Raw genomic sequence first — 16,055 nt, 5'->3', positions numbered from 1 at the left:
GCCATGGCCGTCGTGTCCGCGATATTCTGGGGCCTCGTCGTCCTGTCGCTTCTTGTCGTCGTCCACGAGGGCGGCCACTTCCTGGCGGCCCGCGCGTTCGGCGTCCGCGTGACCGAGTTCTACCTCGGCATGCCCTGCCGCAAGCGCCTCTTCCGCAAGTCGCGCGCCTACGGCACCGAGTTCGGCGTCACGCCCATCCTGCTGGGCGGCTACAACCGCATCTGCGGCATGGAGGGCGAGCACGACGACCGCCTCGCCGACTGCCTCGACCTCGTGCAGCGCCGCGGCCGCGTCACCATTGCCGAGGTCGCCCGTGAGCTCGCCATCGACGAGGAGCGTGCGCTCACGCTCCTCGTGACGCTTGCCGACTGGGCGTCCATCAGGCCCTACTACGACGCCGGGAAGGGCGAGGAGCCTGGGCAGAGGGACTGGCCCGAGGCCTTCGAGACCCTCGAGCGCGACGCCAACCACCTGACCGAGTACGACGCCGGCCACGACTTCGAGTCCGAGGGCACCACGGCCGCGGGCGAGCCGCACCAGATCGCCGCCGACCCCGCCGAGGCCCTCTCCGCCGAGCGCTCCCACACCTACCTTGGCATGGGCTTCATTCGTCGCGTCGTCATCCTTCTGGCTGGCCCGCTCGTGAACATCCTGCTCGCCTTCGTGATCGTGACCGCCACGCTCTCGACCGTCGGCGTGGCGACCATCGTCAACTCCAACGTCCTCGGCGGCGTTGAGTCCGGAAGCGCGGCCGAGCGCGCGGGCCTCGCCGCGGGCGACGCCATCGTGCGCATCGGCGAGCGCGACTGCTCTGACTGGCAGGGCGTCGTCGAGGCCATCGACCAGGCCTTCTCAGCCGGCGGCGACTTCGACGTTACCTACGTGCGCGACGGCCAGACCGCAGTCGCCCACGTCGTGCGCCCCGAGGGCGAGGGCAAGCCCGTGCTCGGCGTCAATGCGCAGACGCGCATGGTGCCGGTCCCGGTCGGCGACGCTGCCATGGCGGCCCTCAACTACGGCGCCACGGTCGCGACCTTCGCCGCTCGCCTCATCATGCCGCAGCACACCATGGAGACCCTCTCGAACACCTCGTCGGTCGTGGGCATCTCGGCGGCGGCCAGCCAGGCGGCAGCGTCCGGCCCCATCGACCTCATGCTCTTCGTGGCCATGGTCTCGATGTCGCTCGGCTTCATGAACCTGCTTCCCATCCCGCCGCTCGACGGCGGCAAGATCCTCGTCGAGGTCATCCAGCTCGTGAGCCGCCGCACGCTCTCCGTGCGCGTCCAGAACTGGATCAGCTACGCCGGCCTCGCCTTCTTCCTGTTCATCTTCGTGTTCGCCCTGAAGAACGACATCTTCCGCCTGCTCTTCTAGACGGCACTCCCGTCCAAGCACGCACTTCCAAGGTGGTACCCATGACAAGCAGCAACACCCTCCCGCGCGAGCTCACGCACCAGGTGCACGTCGGACCGGTCGCCATCGGCGGCGACGCGCCCGTCTCGGTCCAGTCCATGTGCACGACCAAGACGGACGACCCCGCCTCGACGCTCGCCCAGATCGGCCGCCTCGCCGACGCCGGCTGCGAGATCGTGCGGGTCGCGATCCCCAAGCCCGACGTGCTCGACGGCTTCCAGGAGATCTGCGAGAAGAGCCCGCTTCCCGTGGTCGCGGACATCCACTTCGACCACCGCCTCGCCATCGAGGCCGCCCGTCGCGGTGCGGCGGGGCTGCGCATCAATCCCGGCAACATCGGCTCCTGGGACCGCGTCGACGCCGTGATCGACGAGGCCGGCGCCGCGGGCATCCCCATCCGTGTCGGCGTGAACGCAGGCTCGCTCGACCGCGCCTTCGACGAGCGCGACGACATGACCCTGCCCGAGAAGCTCGTCGCCTCGGCCGTCTCGCACATCGAGCACTTCGAGGCGCGCGGCTTCACCGACGTCGTCCTCTCGGCCAAGGCCCACTCGGTACCCACCACGCTCGAGACCTACCGCACGCTCTCGCGCGAGCTCCCGCACGTGCCCCTGCACGTCGGCGTGACCGAGGCCGGCACGCTTCGCCAGGGCACGGTAAAGAACTGCGCCGGCGTCGGCATCCTGCTCGAGCAGGGCATCGGCAACACCATCCGCCTCTCGCTCACGGCCGACCCCGTGGAGGAGGTCAACGTCGCCTGGGACCTGCTCTCTGCCCTCGGCCTCAGGCGCCTGCACCCCGAGCTCGTGAGCTGCCCCACGTGCGGCCGCTGCCAGGTCGACCTCATCCCCATCGCCGAGGAGGTCTCCCGTCGCCTCGCGCGCGTCAAGGCGCCCATCTCGGTCGCTGTCATGGGCTGCGTCGTCAACGGCCCCGGCGAGTCGCGCGACGCCGACCTCGGCATCGCCTGCGGCCGCGGCCAGGGCATCCTCTTCGCCAACGGCGAGCGCATTCGCAACGTCGCCGAGGGCGACATGGTCGACGAGCTCTTCGCCGAGATCGAGGCCCGCTTCGGCGAGCGCGCCTAGCCGCCCGCGGCCGCACGCCCGCGCCCGCGGCGGGGGAGAGAAGCATGTTTTTCTCCTCCAAGGCCACCTCGTGGCCTGCGCGACCGCCCTCGCTGGACTATAGTTTTTCACGCTTGTGCACCCATGAGTTGGAGGATTCACGTTGAGAAAGTACATGAGGATGTCGCGGCTCTACGCCCCGACGCTTAAGGAAGACCCCACCGAGGCCGAGCTCGCGAGCCACCGCCTGCTGCTGCGCGCCGGCATGATCCGCCGCGGCGCCGCCGGCCTCTACTCCTACCTGCCGCTCGCCTGGCGCTCGCTGCGCAAGATCGAGGACGTCATCCGCGACGAGATGGAGGCCATCGACGCGCAGGAGATGCTCGCCCCGATCCTCACCGACGCCGCGCTCTGGCACCAGAGCGGCCGCTGGGACGCATACGGCCCCGAGCTCATGCGCATCACCGACCGCCACGACCACGAGTTCGCGCTCGGCCCCACCCACGAGGAGACCTTCACCGACCTCGTCCGCAACGAGCTGCGCAGCTACAAGCAGCTCCCGCTGACCCTCTACCACATCCAGGACAAGTTCCGAGACGAGCTTCGTCCTCGCTTCGGACTCATGCGTGGGCGCGAGTTCATCATGAAGGACGGCTACTCCTTCTCCGCCACCCAGGAGTCCCTGCAGGAGTGCTACGACCAGGAGAAGGCCGCCTACGCCCGCATCTGCGAGCGCGTCGGCCTCAGGGCCCTGCCCGTCGTGGCCGACTCCGGCCAGATCGGCGGCGACACCTCCGTCGAGTTCATGGCCATCGCCGATTCCGGCGAGGCCGAGCTCGTCTACTGCGACGACTGCGGCTTCGCGGCCGACACCGAGGCCGCCAGCGCCGCGGTCAACGTCGTCGACGGCGAGGCCGGCGAGCTCGAGCGCGTCGAGACCCCGGGCTGCGCCTCGATCGAGGACGTCTCCCGCTTCCTCTCCATCCCCGAGGCGGCCACGCGCAAGGCGCTCGCCCTTATCGACGGCGAGGGTCGCCCCACCGTGGTCTTCGTCCCCGGCGACCACGAGATGAACGACGTCAAGGCCGAGCACGCCTTCGGAGAGTACCACCTCATGAGCGACGAGGAGCTCGAGCAGGCTGGCCTCGTCAAGGGCTACATCGGGCCCGTCGGCCTTCCCGAGGGCGTCCGCGTCTGCGTCGACGTCGCCCTGCGCGACGCCCAGTGGTGGACCGTCGGCGCCAACGAGGCCGACGCCCACCTGCTGCACGCCCACCCCGGCCGCGACTTCGAGATCGCCGAGGACGCCTGGGTCGACGTCATCTGCGCCAAGGCCGGCGACGTCTGCCCCACGTGCGGCAAGCCCCTCTCGGGCGCCCGCGGCATCGAGGTCTCCCAGGTCTTCCAGCTCGGCACCAAGTACTCCGAGGCCATGGGCGCCACCTTCGCCGACGAGGACGGCCGCGAGAAGCCTTTCCTCATGGGCTGCTACGGCATCGGCGTCTCGCGCACGCTCGCGGCCATCGTCGAGCAGCACCACGACGAGCACGGCATCGCCTGGCCTGTCTCGGTGGCTCCCTTCGAGGTCGAGGTCGTGCCCCTCGACGTCAACGACGACGTCTGCTGGCCCGTCGCCGAGCGCATCGCCGGCGAGCTCGTCGAGGCCGGCATCGAGGTCGTCGTCGACGACCGCAAGGAGCGCCCCGGCGTCAAGTTCAACGACGCCGACCTCATGGGCTTCCCGTACCAGGTGGTCTGCGGCAAGAAGGCCATCAAGAACGGCAACGTCGAGCTCAAGGACCGCGCCACGGGCGAGCGCAGCGAGGTCTCCATCGACGAGGTCTCTCGCCTCGTCGCCGAGAAGGTCAAGGCTCAGCGCTCGTAGCCCCACTTGACATCACGCAATCGAGGCCTCGGACGCTTCTGCGCCCGGGGCCTTGCTCTTCTCGACGCCACTCGCGTGCCTACCTCTGGCTCCTCCTGCGACGCCAGGCGCCAATTCCCATGGCGAGAAGAGCGAGCGCCGCGGTCCCGCCCGCGTACGGGAGGGTCGGGTCGGACGTCTTGGGCGTCGCGCCCCGCCGCGCTCCGGGCGCGTCCTCGGACTGGCTTGTTCCCGCGGCCGCCGGCAGCTCGTCCCAGAGGGCGTGCACGGTCACGTTGGGGCTCTCGGCCGCGGCGGGCTTGAGCGTCACGGCGTCCCCGGGCGCGCCAAGGTCCCACGCGCGGAAGCTGTGGCCTGCATACTCGAAGGCGTTCGCAGGCAGCTCGAAGGTCGCGCTCGTCAGCTCTCCCGAGGCGTTCATGTGCTGGGCCTCCGTCATGTCCTCGACTTCGCCGGACTCGGCGCCCGAGCCGTCGAATGCCAGGCGGATCGTGCGCCGGTAGAGGCCGTAGAACTCGGTGGTCATGGGCGTGAAGGCCGCGCCGGGCGTCACGTCCGACATCGTCGTCGCGGCCGTGTCTGCAGACCATCCCATGGGCGTCCAGCTGCCAACGGTCTCGAGCAGCGGCGCCGTGACGGACGAGTACGACGCGCCGTCCGTGAGCTGCTGCACGGCCGTCGCCTGGGAGGCGCTCGCCTCGGCGGCGGGGGAGAGCGTGTTGAGGAGGTCGGCGGCGCTTGCCTGGTGGAAGGTGACGTCACGCTCCCACACCGCGTTGAACTCGAGCGTGCCGGTCTCCGTGGAGAGGTTGCGGACCTCCTCGCCGTCGGCGTAGTCCACCTGGAGCGCGCCCGTCGAGCGCCAGCCGGCGAACGTCCAACCCTCGCGCGAGAGGCCGAGGTCGCTCGCGGTGCGCAGGGGCTTCTCGGCGTCGTTGTAGACGAAGTCCTCGGTTCCGGCGACCCTTCCGTCGTCGACGAACTCGATCGTGTACTCGTTCGCCGACCACTTGGCGTGAAGCGTCACGTCGGACGTCACCGGCTTCGAGAAGTCGTACCTTGCCTCGGGGGCAAAGCCGGGGTCGGTGTACCAGCCTTCGAAGGTGTAGCCGGTCTCCGTCGGAGCCTCCGGCTCCGTTGCCGCCTGTCCGCTCTGCAGGAACTGCGGGGCGATCTCCTGGGCATGGCCGTGCATGACGAACTCGACGTGGGGCGTCCAGAACGCGTAGAGCGTGAGGGGCTCCGTCACGGGATGCGAGAAGTCGTACTCCTGGTACGTGCTCTTGTTGGTCGACCATCCCTTGAAGGTCGTGCCCGTCGCGGCAGGGCGGGTGGGCTCGTCTGCGCTCGTGCCTGTCTCGACGTCAAGGTCGGCCGGGAAGCTCGTCGTCGTGACGCCGTTTGCGTCAAAGTGCACGACCGGCCACCACAGGGCGTAGAGCGTGGTCGACCCCTCGCCATAGAGCCCGTCGACAATCCTCCCGTCCTCCTCGACGTAGCGCGTGCCCTGGCCGTCGGGCTGCGTGTAGTATCCCTTGAACTTCCAGCCGTCCATCTGCGGCAGCTCGATCTTGTCGGTTGCGCCTTCAAGCCCGTCTATAGAGTACGCCGTGTAGTAGGTGTCCACCAGCGGTGCCGAGAAGAGCATGTCCGTGCCTGGAACGGCCGCCTTGCTGTCGAGGTTCACGATGCTCGCGAGGTAGGAGACCGAGGCCGTGCCGTCACCGGTCCCGCCACCCATGTGCGTGTTGGCAACCCACGAGCCGTCCTTCTCGATGTCTCCGCCATCCGCTGACTTCGTGCCGCGAGAGAAGAACGACTCGTTCAGGAATCCCGAGCCACCGGCGCCTGAGGCGTTGTGAGTGGTGGAGACGGCTTTGCCACCATAGTAGCCGCCACCGCCTCCTCCGCGCCCTTCGCTGCCTTGGCCTCTGCCGTTGCCGTTGCCCCCAGTGCCGCCCTGGCCACGTGCGTGGCCGCTCGACTGCGTGCCTGATGCTGGTACCGTTTCACCTGATGTGATGTTTATGCCGTTACCGCCAGTGGCGCCTCCGCCGCTGCCGCCTTGTATGGTACCGCTACAGCCGCCGCCTCCGCCGGCCACCATGATCACGTTTGCGTCTCCCGAGCTGAGGACTTCAACAAGGCTGCGCGGGGCAATCGCGATATGAGTTGCGCCGCCTCCGCCACCGCCACCGTTTTTCATTTGTCTGTCTGTGACGTATCGTGAGCCACTTCCGCCGGCGCCACCGCCGTTTGCGCCGCCGCTGCCTGGCGTTCCAGTCGGTGTGAGGTCTGCCGGGTTTTCCCCTGCTCCACCGGTGACGGCATATGCAACTGTGTTGGCAGCAAATGTGACGGCACCTATTGTGGTACCGCCTGCGGCTGCTCCGCTGCTCCCTCCGCCCTCGGCACCCGTGAGGCTGATCGTGTACACACCTTGGTCGGCAAACGTGATCTGGTATTGGGTTCCGCCCGCAGAGGACGACCATGCGCCGCTTGTGCGCGAGATTGTGGCGGACTCGCCATCAACGATCTCGGCCGCCTGCGGCGTGAGGTCGGACGCCGCCTCGAGCTCCTCCTGAGGTGCCAGGTCGTTCGAGGGGCCAGTCTCGCCTTGCGGCGTCAGGTTCTGCAGGGGGTCGGGCGCGGGCTCGGGTTCCGTGTCCGGGGAGGGGTCGAGTGCGGGCGTGGGCTCGAGGTCGTCCCTCAGGGGTGCGGCGTCCACGCTCTTCTCGGTGGTCGCATCCTGCTGATCTGCTGCGTCATTCGTGGCCTGGGGGTCGTCTGGCGCCTGCGTGTCGTTGGTCTCCTGTGCGGTGCTCGCGCCGTCGGCGGTGGCGGAGGGGTCGGTTACGCCCTGACCGGCGTCGTTGGTGCCGCGCGCCGGAGCGGGGCAGAGTCCGGCGGCGAGGGTGATCGAGAAGAGAACGCAGAGTGCCTTGCGCGTCGTGGTCTGCCTCATGGCGCACCTCGGTTTCGCGTCGCTGGGATGGTCGCCTATCTCTCAAAGTATACGGGACTGGCGCTTGGTCGTTGAACCCCTGACGGGTGAGCAAGCAGGTAGATGAATCAATTTGGGGCCTTATCGGTCGCGTGCGCAGGGCGCGGCCTAGCGTTCGCGGCGGGTGCGGCGCGTGATGCCGAGGGCGATCGCGGCGGTCGCGAGGGCGAGCGCGAGGGGCGCGGGCCACGTGGGACCGTCTCCCGTGGCGGGGGAGGGCGAGCGGCGGTCCGTGGGGCTGGCCGCCTCCGTGGGAGCCTGCGACGGGCCTGCCGGCGCGGGGAGCTCGTCCCAGAGCGCGTGGGCGGTCGTGGTCGCGGCTTCGGTCGCGGCGGGCTTGAGCGTAATGGCGTCGCCGGGGTCGCCGAGGTCCCAGGTGCGGAAGCTGTGGCCCTCGCGCTCGAAGTCGTTTTGGGGGAGCACGAAGGTCACGCTCGTTATCTGGCCCGAGGCGTTCATGCGCTGGAGGTCGACGAGGTCGTCCATCGAGCCCGAGGTCGCGCCGTTGCCGTCGAAGGCGAGGCGCAGCTCGCGGTGGTAGAGGCCGAAGTACTCGGTCGCCATGGGCATGAAGGACTCGCCGGCCGCGACGTCGGCCGCCGACGCGACGACCTCGCTCGCGACCCAGCCGACGCCCTGCCAGGACCCGCTTGTGGGCAGGATCGGCGCCGTGACGGAGGAGTAGGTGGCCCCGTCGGTGAGCTGGGGGAGCGTCTGGTCGGATGATGAGTGGGTTGCGAGCGACGCCGCCGTCTCGAGGTCCGTCGTGAGGGCCGGAATGCTTGCGGCGTGGAACTCGATCGGGCGCTGCCACACGGCGTGGAACTCGATCTTGCCGGTGACCGTCGAGAGGTTCCGCACCGACTCGCCGTCGGTGTAGTCGACCTGGAGCGCGTCGCCCCGGCGCCAGCCGGCGAAGGTCCAGCCCTCGCGTGAGAGGCCCAGCTCCTCGGACGTGAGGAGGCTCTTCTCGGCTGAGTCGTAGACGAAGTCCTCCGTGCCGGCCACGGTTTCGCCGTCGATGAACTCGACCGTGTACTCGTTGGCCGACCACTTGGCGTAGAGCGTTGTGTCGGTCGTGACGGCCTCGTCGAAGTCGTAGGCGTACTCGTCGGCGCAGGAGGGGTGGGTGTACCAGCCGCCGAAGGTGTAGCCGGTCTCGGTGGGGTCTTCGGGGCGCTGCGCCTTCTGGCCCGTCTCGCCCTTCTGGAGGAACTGCGGGTCGATTGCGCCGCCGCGTCCTTGCAGGTCGAACTCGACGTGCGGCGACCAGAACGCGTAGAGGGTGATCGGCTCGCTGTTCGTGAGCGTGGTGGAGAAGTCGTACTCCGTGAACGTGCTCGGGCTCGTGGACCAGCCCTTGAAGTCGTGCATGACGGAGGTCGGCTCGGCCGGCTCGGTCGCGCTGCCGCCGTCGTCGACGACCTGGCCCTCGGGGAAGGAGGTCGTCTCGACCCCGTTGGCGTCGAAGTTTACCTTGTGGCCCCAGCGGGCGTAGAGGGTGGTGGAGCCGAGGTCGAAGAGGCCTGACTTGATGGTGCCCGCATCGTTGACGTAGCAGGTGCCTGCGCCCGCGCGCTCGGTGTAGTAGCCGAGGAACTGGGCGTCTGGGCGCGTTGGGATCGTGATGGTGGTTGCTTGGTCGCCGAGGCCCGTGATCGAGTAGTCGAGGTGGTACTCGTCGACGTCGGGGGCGGCGTAGATGTAGGCGCTGCCGGTCGTGGCAGCGGACTCGCCGGCGTCGAGCGTGATGACGCTGGCGAGGTACCTGACGGAGGCCGTGCCGGCGGCGTCGTTGGTGCCGGCGAGCGTCAGGGCGACCATGGACCCGTCGCGGGTCATCGAGCCGCCGTCGGCGCTCTTCTCGCCCGCAATGAAGCGTTCGTTGATGAAGGCGGAACCGCCGCCACCGCTGGACTTGGTCCACTTGCCGTCTTCGATGACAGCCGCGCCGCCCCAGTAGCCGCCTCCGCCGCCGCCGTGTCCCTCGGCACCGCCGCTCGTGTTGGCGCGTCCGTTGCCACCCGCAGCGCCCTGGCCGATGACGCCTGAGCCAGAGGGAGCGACTTGTGATCCGCCGTACACGGAACCGTACACATTTCTTTCAATGGCGCGCGTGCCGTTGCCTCCGGCTGCACCGCCGCCGGAGCCGCCGGCCCAGCCGGTCCCGCCCCCTCCGCCTCCGCCGGCGACGAGGAGCACCGAGGAGTCCACTCCCTCGGTCGAGCCGAAGCTCGCGAGTGTTCCGTCTGTGGTTGCGATGTGGCTGGCGCCGCCGCCAGACCCACCGCCGCCGAAGTAGCTGTTGAACTTTGCTCCTGCGCCGCCGTCTCCACCGCCGTTGGCGCCACCCGGAGTCCTGGTGTAGTGGGGGTATTCGCTCTTGCCGGCACCGCCCGTGACGACGCTGAGGTCGGTTGGGTCAAGTGGTGTGACTGCAATGGAGCTGCCGCCCATGCCGCCGGACCCGTTGCAGCCGTCGCCCGCCTGGCCACCCTTGGCGCCCTTTACCTTGAGCTCATAGAGGCCCGTGTCGGCGAGCGTGGCCGTGTTCTGCGCGCCGGCGACGTTGAAGGCAGCCGTGGTCGAGGAGCGCGAGACGGTCTTGGTCTCGCCCGGGGCGAGGTCGTCGGTTTGCGGCGCGAGGTTGCCGGATTGCGCCTGGAGGTCGGGGTCGTCGCCCTCGGTGGTCGCCTCGGCCTGCTGGGTTGTGGCGCCAGGTGCCGGGGTCACGGGATTCGTCTGCTGGGTTGCGGGCTCGGCCGCCGAGGCCATGGGGTCGGCCTGCTGGGCGCCGTTTGCCGCACCTTGCCCGAGCATTGCAGTCGTCTGGGCCGAGGGCGTCTCGTCGTCGGTCGACGCGGGTGTGGCCGTCGCAGCCTCGTCGGCGGGGGCTGCGGTAGTAGTTTCTTGCGATGGCTCAGCCGCGGCAGACGTGGGTTCGCTCTTCTCGGCCGCGGACGTGCCGCGCGCGGGAGCGGGGCAGAGCCCGATGACGAGCGTGAGCGAGAAGAGCACGCACAGTGCCTTGCGCGTCGTCGTGTGTCTCATGGCGCACACCTCTGCTTTGCATACGTCGCTGTCGACAGTGTATCTTTCAAAGTATAGGCGAGGGTGCCGTGCGAGGAGAATGCCTGCTCAGTGGTGCGGCGGACAAATGAGACGTTTTGACCCGTATTCGGTTGCGCGCGGCGCGTGCCTAGCCGTTGCGGCGGGTGCGTCGCGCGATGCCGAGGGCGATGGCGGCGGTCGCTAGCGCAAGCGCGAGGGGCGCGGGCCACGTGGGGCCGTCTCCCGTGGCGGGGGAGGGCGAGCGGCGGTCGGGTGCCTGGACGTGGTCCTGGGGTTGTGCTGCGGGATCGTCGTCCCAAAGCGCCGCCGCCGTGAACGACGAGCTCTCCGCGGCTGTGGGGGAGAGCGTCACGGCGTCGCCAGGGTCGCCGAGGTCCCAGGCGCGGAAGCTGTGGCCCTCGCGCTCGAAGCCGTTCTTGGGGAGCGTGAAGGTGACGCTCGTGATCTGGCCCGAGGCGTTCATGCGCTGGAGGTCGACGAGGTCGTCCATCGTACCCGACGTGGCCCCGTTGCCGTCGAAAGCGAGGCGCAGCTCGCGGTGGTAGAGGCCGAAGTACTCGGTCGCCATGGGCATGAAGGCCTCTCCCGCGGCGACGTCTGCCGCTGAGGCGGCGACCTCGCTCGCCACCCAGCCGACGCCCTGCCAGGCGCCCGTTGCGGGAATAGTCGGGGCCGTGACGGAGGAGAGGGTCTCTCCATCGGTCAGCTGGGTGAGCGTCTGGTCGGATGATGACTGGGGCGCGAGCGACGCCGCCGTCTCGAGGTCCGTCACAAGGGCGGGGATGCTGGCAGCATGGAACTCGATCGTGCGCTGCCACACGGCGTGGAACTCGATCTTTCCCGTCTCGGTCGAGAGGTTTCTGATCGGCTGGCCGTCGGTGTAGTCGACCTGGAGCGCGTCGCCGCGGCGCCAGCCGGCGAAGGTCCAGCCCTCGCGCGAGAGGCCCAGTTCCTCGGACGTGAGGAGGCTCTTCTCGGCGGAGTCGTAGACGAAGTCCTCCGTGCCGATCACCGTCTTGTCGTCGATGAATTCGATGGCGTACTCGTTGGCGGACCATTTTGCGAAGAGCTTCGTGATGGCCGTGACCGGCTCATCGAAGTCGTAGGCGTACTCGTCCGCGCAGGAGGCGTCGGTGTACCAGCCGCCGAAGGTGTAGCCGGGCTCGGTGGGGTCTGCGGGACGCGTCGCCGTCTGGCTGCTTTCGCCCTTTTGGAGGAACTGGGCGGGGATGGGCGAGCCGTGGCCCTGGAGGTCGAACTCGACGCGCGGCGACCAGAACGCGTAGAGGGTGGTCGTGGCGTTGCCCGTGAGTGTCGTTGCGAAGTCGAACTCCTGGTAGGTGTTCTTGTCGGTCGACCAGCCCTTGAAGTCGCTCGTGCTCGAGGCTGGGTCGTCCGGCTTCGTTGCGGTGTCGCCGTCGTCGACGAGCTGGCTCTCGGGGAAGGACGTCGTCTCGACCCCGTTGGCGTCGAAGTCCACCTTGTGGCCCCAGCGGGCGTGGAGCGTGGTGGAGCCGCGGTCGAAGAGGCCTGACTTGATGGCGCCCGTGTCGTCGACGTAGCAGGTGCCGTCGCCCGCGGGCTCGGTGTGGTAGCCGAGGAACTGGGCATCGGAGCGCGTGGGAACGGCGATCTTGGTCACCTGGTCGCTGAGGCCCGTGACGGAGTAGGAGAGGGAGTACTCGTCTGCGGCGGGGGCGGCGTAGATGTAGGCACTGCCCGCGGTTGTCGCGGACTCGCCCGCGTCGAGCGTGACGACGCTGGCGAGGTACTCGATCGAGGCGGAGCCAGCGCCCGGGTTGGCGCCTGCGGTCGTACGTGCGACCGTGGCCCCGTCGAGGCTCATAGAGCCGCCATCCGCGCTCTTCTCGCCCGCCATGAGGGAGTCGTTGAGGAAGGCCGACCCGCCGCCGGCGGAGGACTTGGTCCACTTGGCGGACTCTTCGACCGCCGCGCCTCCCCAGTAGCCGCCTCCGCCCCCGCCGTGTCCCTCGGCGCCGCCGCTCGTGTTGTCGAGGCCGCCGCCGCCGGGAGCTCCCTGACCAATGGCTGCGGAGCCGGAGTTGTTGGCCTGTGAGCCGCCGGGCACGGCAACGGTCGAGGTCTTGCTGGTGAAGCGAAGGCCGCTCCCTGCGATGGCACCGCCGCCGTCGCCGCCGGACATGGTGGAGCCACCGCCGCCGCCTCCTCCTGCGACGAGGAGCACCGAGGCCTCTACGCCCGCGACCGACCTGAAGCTTGCGAGGGTGCCGGCATTCGTCGCGATGTGGGTCGCGCCGCCGCCGGACCCACCGCCGCCGTAGTAGATGCTGCCTGACACTGCGCCGGACCCGCCGACGCCGCCGCCGTTGGCGCCACCTGACGCCCCTTGCCTTTGCTCCGCCTCCTGTTTGCCTTCGCCGCCCGTGACGACGCTGAGGCTGACGGGGTCGAGTGGCGTGACCGCGACGGCGCTGCCGCCGCTACCGCCTGGCCCCTCGCAGCCCTCGCCGGCCATGCCGCCCCTGGCGCCGAGCGCGCTGAGCCGGTAGAGGCCCGTGTCGGCGAGCGTGGCCGTGTTCTGCGCGCCGGGGACGTCGAAGGCGGCCGTGGTCGAGGCGCGCGAGACGGTCTTGGTCTCGCCCGGGGCGAGGACGTCGGTTTGCGGCGCGAGGTCGCCGGATTGCGCCTGGAGGTCGGGGGCTTCGTCTTCGGCGGTCGTGTTGGCTTGATGGGTTGCGTTGCCAACGGACGTGCTCACGGGATCGGCCTGCTGGGTGTCGTCTGCCGGGCGTTGGTCGAGCGACGCAGGCGTCTGGGCCGGGGGCGTCTCGTCGTCGGTCGGAGCCGTCGTGGGCGCCCCGTCGCTGTCGGCGGGGGTCGCAGTCTCCTGACCTGGTGACGGCTCGGACGCGGACGGTGTGGGTTCGCTCTTCTCGGCCGCGGACGTGCCGCGCGCGGGAGCGGGGCAGAGCCCGATGACGAGCGTGAGCGAGAAGAGCACGCACAGTGCCTTGCGCGTCGTCGTGTGTCTCATGGCCCACCTCGGTTTCGCGTCGCTAGGTTGTTTCTGCTCTAGTGCTCGCGCCGTGCACGGCGGGAAAGCCCAAGCGTCAGCGCAGCTGCTGCGAGCATTGCGGCGAGCGCCGCGGGCCACGCGGGCGCGTCTCCCGTGGCGGGCGAGGGCGAGCGGCGATCCTGCGGCTGGGCGGTGTTCGCGGGGTCGCCGGGTGCCTCCGGCGTGGGAAGCTCGTCCCAGAGCGCACGGGCGGTCGTGGTCGCGGCTTCGGTCGCGGCGGGGGAGAGCGTCACGGCGTCGCCGGGGTCGCCGAGGTCCCAGGTGCGGAAGGTGTGGCCATCGCGCTCGAAGGCGTTTTCGGGCAGCTTGAACATCACGCTCGTGATCTGGCCCGAGGCGTTCATGCGCTGGAGGTCGACGAGGTCGTCCATCGTACCCGACGTGGCGCCGTTGCCGTCGAAGGCGAGGTGCAGCTCGCGGTGGTAGAGGCCGAAGTACTCGGTCGCCATGGGCATGAAGGACTCGCCCGCGGCCACGTCTGCGGCCGATGCCGCCACGTCGCTCGCGACCCAGCCGATTCCCTCCCAGGTTCCGGCTGCGGGCAGGATTGGTGCCGTGATCGAGGAGTAGGCCTCGCCATCGGTGAGCTGGGAGACGTACAGATCAGAATTCGAGAGGGGGGTTGAGTCTGCGCTCTCTCTGAGGGCTGCGGCTTCATCCTGGATCGCGTGGAAGTTGATCTGACGCTTCCATACCGCGTAGAGGCTGACGTGTCCCTCGCTCGCCGGGAGGTCTTTCACGATCTCGCCGTCAGTTAGGTCCACACGCAGCGTGGGTCCCATGCGCCAGCCCGCGAACGTCATGCCCTCCTCTGCAAGACCAAGGTCCTCGGCCGTCCTGAGGGCCTTGCTGCCCTCGCTGTAGCGGAACTCCTGCGAGCCGACGGGCTTGTTGAAGCTGTAGAAGTCGACCTGATAGCTAATGGGCGCCCAGTTTGCGTAGAGCGTGGTGGTGCCGAGTGAGGAGAGCCCAGCCTCGATGGTGCCGGTGTCGTTGATGTAGCGGGTGCCGCCGCCGTTGGGCTCGGTGTAGTACCCGAGGAACACGGCGTCGTCGCGCGTGGGGACGGTTATGGAATCGACTTGATCGCCAAGACCCGACAGGGAGTAGTTGAGGTGATACTCGTCTGCGCTGGGGGCGGTGTACACGTAGGGGCTGCCCGCGGTTGTCGCGGCCTTGCCCGCATCGAGCGTCACGATGTTCGCAAGGTACTCGATCGATGCCGTGCCGCCGCCCTCGTTCCTTCCTGCGGAGGTCTGGGCGACCATGGCCCCGTCGTTGGTCATCGAGCCGCCGTCCGCGCTCTTCTCGCCCGCAAGTTTCAATTCGTTGAGGTAGCCCGAGCCGCCTGCGCCCGAGGCCTTCGTCCATGCACCGCTCTCGCTAATGGCTGCGCCGCCCCAATATCCGCCGCCTCCTCCTCCGTGACCTTCGGATGCGCCCTTGAGGTCCACGTTGCCTTCCACGCCGTCTCCACCCGTGGTGCCCTGGCCGATGACGTGCGATCCAGATGGGGCTTGCGAACCAGGCTCAACGTCTCCGGTTGTTGTCGTGTCGCCGTTGTTGATAAAGCGCGTTCCGGTGCCGCCAGAGGCGCCTCCTCCGGCACCTCCAACTTTTTTGGCGCCACCTCCGCCGCCTCCGCCAGCCACGAGCAGTACTGATGCGGAGACGCCTGTGGTGGAGCCGAAGTCCGAGAGGGCTCCCGGGGCGGTCGCGATGTGCGTGGCGCCACCACCTGATCCGCCGCCGCCATAGTATTCCTCGTTCGGCAACCCCACGTTGTACCGATTTCCGTGGCCGCCATTGCCGCCTCCGTTTGCCCCGCCAGGGGAAGTTGCGAAGCGTTCGGTTTCGGTCTTGCCCATTCCGCCAGTGACTACGTACAGAGTGCCGGCGTCGAGTGGCGTCACCGCGACCGTGGAGCCACCGTTTCCGCCCTCGGCCTCCGCATTCTCTCCCGATGCCCCTCCCTTTGCGCCGCTGGCGCCAAGGTGGTAGAGACCCGCATCCGCCAGCGTGGCGATGTACTGTGTACCGGGGGTCGTGAAAGAGGCATTTGTGGACGTGCGCGAGACGGTCTTATTCTCTCCCGGGGTGATCTCCTCGGATTGTAGGTAAAGGGGCTCGTGCTCCACGGAAAGCCTTCCCACGGGGAGTCCGCTCTGCTGAACGGGGGGCTCGGTTGGATTCAGGTCGCGGATGAGCGGCGATTCGGTGCGAGTGTCGATTGTGTCATCGAGCGCCGTTGGCAACGAGCCTTGCTGGATGCGCTCTTTTTGAAGTGGATCGCGCTGCGCGTCGGTATCGGCTCCACCGTCGGCTTCTTTCTGCGATTGACCTGTGGCCTCGTCCTTGCGTTCGTCGCCGCGAGGCTCACTGGTAGCGTCAGCAGGTTCTTCGAGTGCGACTGATGGGTCTTGCGCCTGGTCCGCAACTTGGTCTGACATCTGGTCGGACGTCTGGTCTGTCACTTGAGGAGTGTTTGCGCCCTCGCCCTGTGCGCGAATCGGCGTGAGTCCCAGCACGAGGGCGAGGGAAAAGAGCACGCAGAGT

The 16,055-nt window shown here is 68.8% G+C and carries 7 protein-coding genes; 3 read left to right on the top strand and 4 right to left on the bottom strand.

The window, feature by feature from the left end:
- Positions 1-3: 3 nt before the first annotated feature.
- The 3 genes from M5D76_RS06375 to M5D76_RS06365 all read left to right on the top strand — a co-directional run bounded on the left by M5D76_RS06375 (position 4) and on the right by M5D76_RS06365 (position 4,365).
- Positions 4-1,374 carry a M50 family metallopeptidase gene (locus tag M5D76_RS06375; protein ID WP_248922552.1) on the top strand — a complete coding sequence of 457 codons (1,371 nt, stop codon included), beginning with the start codon at positions 4-6 and terminating at the stop codon, positions 1,372-1,374.
- A 41-nt stretch (positions 1,375-1,415) separates the two neighbouring features.
- Positions 1,416-2,501: a flavodoxin-dependent (E)-4-hydroxy-3-methylbut-2-enyl-diphosphate synthase gene (gene ispG, locus M5D76_RS06370; RefSeq protein WP_248922551.1), complete on the top strand. Its 1,086-nt coding sequence runs from the start codon at positions 1,416-1,418 to the stop codon at positions 2,499-2,501.
- 154 nt (positions 2,502-2,655) lie between these two features.
- Complete coding sequence (locus tag M5D76_RS06365; RefSeq protein WP_428847248.1) at positions 2,656-4,365, top strand: proline--tRNA ligase; 1,710 nt, start codon at positions 2,656-2,658, stop codon at positions 4,363-4,365.
- Positions 4,366-4,444: 79 nt separating this feature from the next.
- On the opposite strand, the gene M5D76_RS06360 is transcribed toward M5D76_RS06365, so the two are convergent.
- The 4 genes from M5D76_RS06360 to M5D76_RS06345 form a co-directional block, all read right to left on the bottom strand.
- The gene (locus tag M5D76_RS06360; protein ID WP_248922549.1) at positions 4,445-7,330 is read right to left on the bottom strand and encodes an InlB B-repeat-containing protein; all 2,886 of its coding nucleotides are present in this window, start codon (positions 7,328-7,330) and stop codon (positions 4,445-4,447) included.
- A 147-nt stretch (positions 7,331-7,477) separates the two neighbouring features.
- On the bottom strand, positions 7,478-10,420 hold the full coding sequence (locus M5D76_RS06355; RefSeq protein WP_248922548.1) for an InlB B-repeat-containing protein: 2,943 nt from the start codon (positions 10,418-10,420) through the stop codon (positions 7,478-7,480).
- Between the two features lie 148 nt (positions 10,421-10,568).
- Entirely contained in the window at positions 10,569-13,457 is a 2,889-nt protein-coding gene (locus M5D76_RS06350) for an InlB B-repeat-containing protein (protein WP_248922547.1), read from the bottom strand.
- Positions 13,458-13,495: 38 nt separating this feature from the next.
- The gene (locus M5D76_RS06345; protein WP_248923064.1) at positions 13,496-15,949 is read right to left on the bottom strand and encodes a glycine-rich protein; all 2,454 of its coding nucleotides are present in this window, start codon (positions 15,947-15,949) and stop codon (positions 13,496-13,498) included.
- Positions 15,950-16,055 lie beyond the last annotated feature (106 nt).

The organism is Olsenella intestinalis (assembly GCF_023276655.1).
Classification (GTDB): Bacteria; Actinomycetota; Coriobacteriia; order Coriobacteriales; family Atopobiaceae; genus Olsenella_J; species Olsenella_J intestinalis.
This window is presented reverse-complemented; position numbering and strand designations above follow the sequence as displayed.

What these genes read in the sequence shown, in the direction of transcription:
- M5D76_RS06375 (WP_248922552.1), top strand. Translation starts at nt 4, where the DNA reads ATGGCCGTCGTGTCCGCGATATTCTGGGGCCTCGTCGTCCTGTCGCTT.
- ispG (WP_248922551.1), top strand. Translation starts at nt 1,416, where the DNA reads ATGACAAGCAGCAACACCCTCCCGCGCGAGCTCACGCACCAGGTGCAC.
- M5D76_RS06365 (WP_428847248.1), top strand. Translation starts at nt 2,656, where the DNA reads ATGAGGATGTCGCGGCTCTACGCCCCGACGCTTAAGGAAGACCCCACC.
- M5D76_RS06360 (WP_248922549.1), bottom strand. Translation starts at nt 7,330, where the DNA reads ATGAGGCAGACCACGACGCGCAAGGCACTCTGCGTTCTCTTCTCGATC.
- M5D76_RS06355 (WP_248922548.1), bottom strand. Translation starts at nt 10,420, where the DNA reads ATGAGACACACGACGACGCGCAAGGCACTGTGCGTGCTCTTCTCGCTC.
- M5D76_RS06350 (WP_248922547.1), bottom strand. Translation starts at nt 13,457, where the DNA reads ATGAGACACACGACGACGCGCAAGGCACTGTGCGTGCTCTTCTCGCTC.
- M5D76_RS06345 (WP_248923064.1), bottom strand. Translation starts at nt 15,949, where the DNA reads ATGTCAGACCAAGTTGCGGACCAGGCGCAAGACCCATCAGTCGCACTC.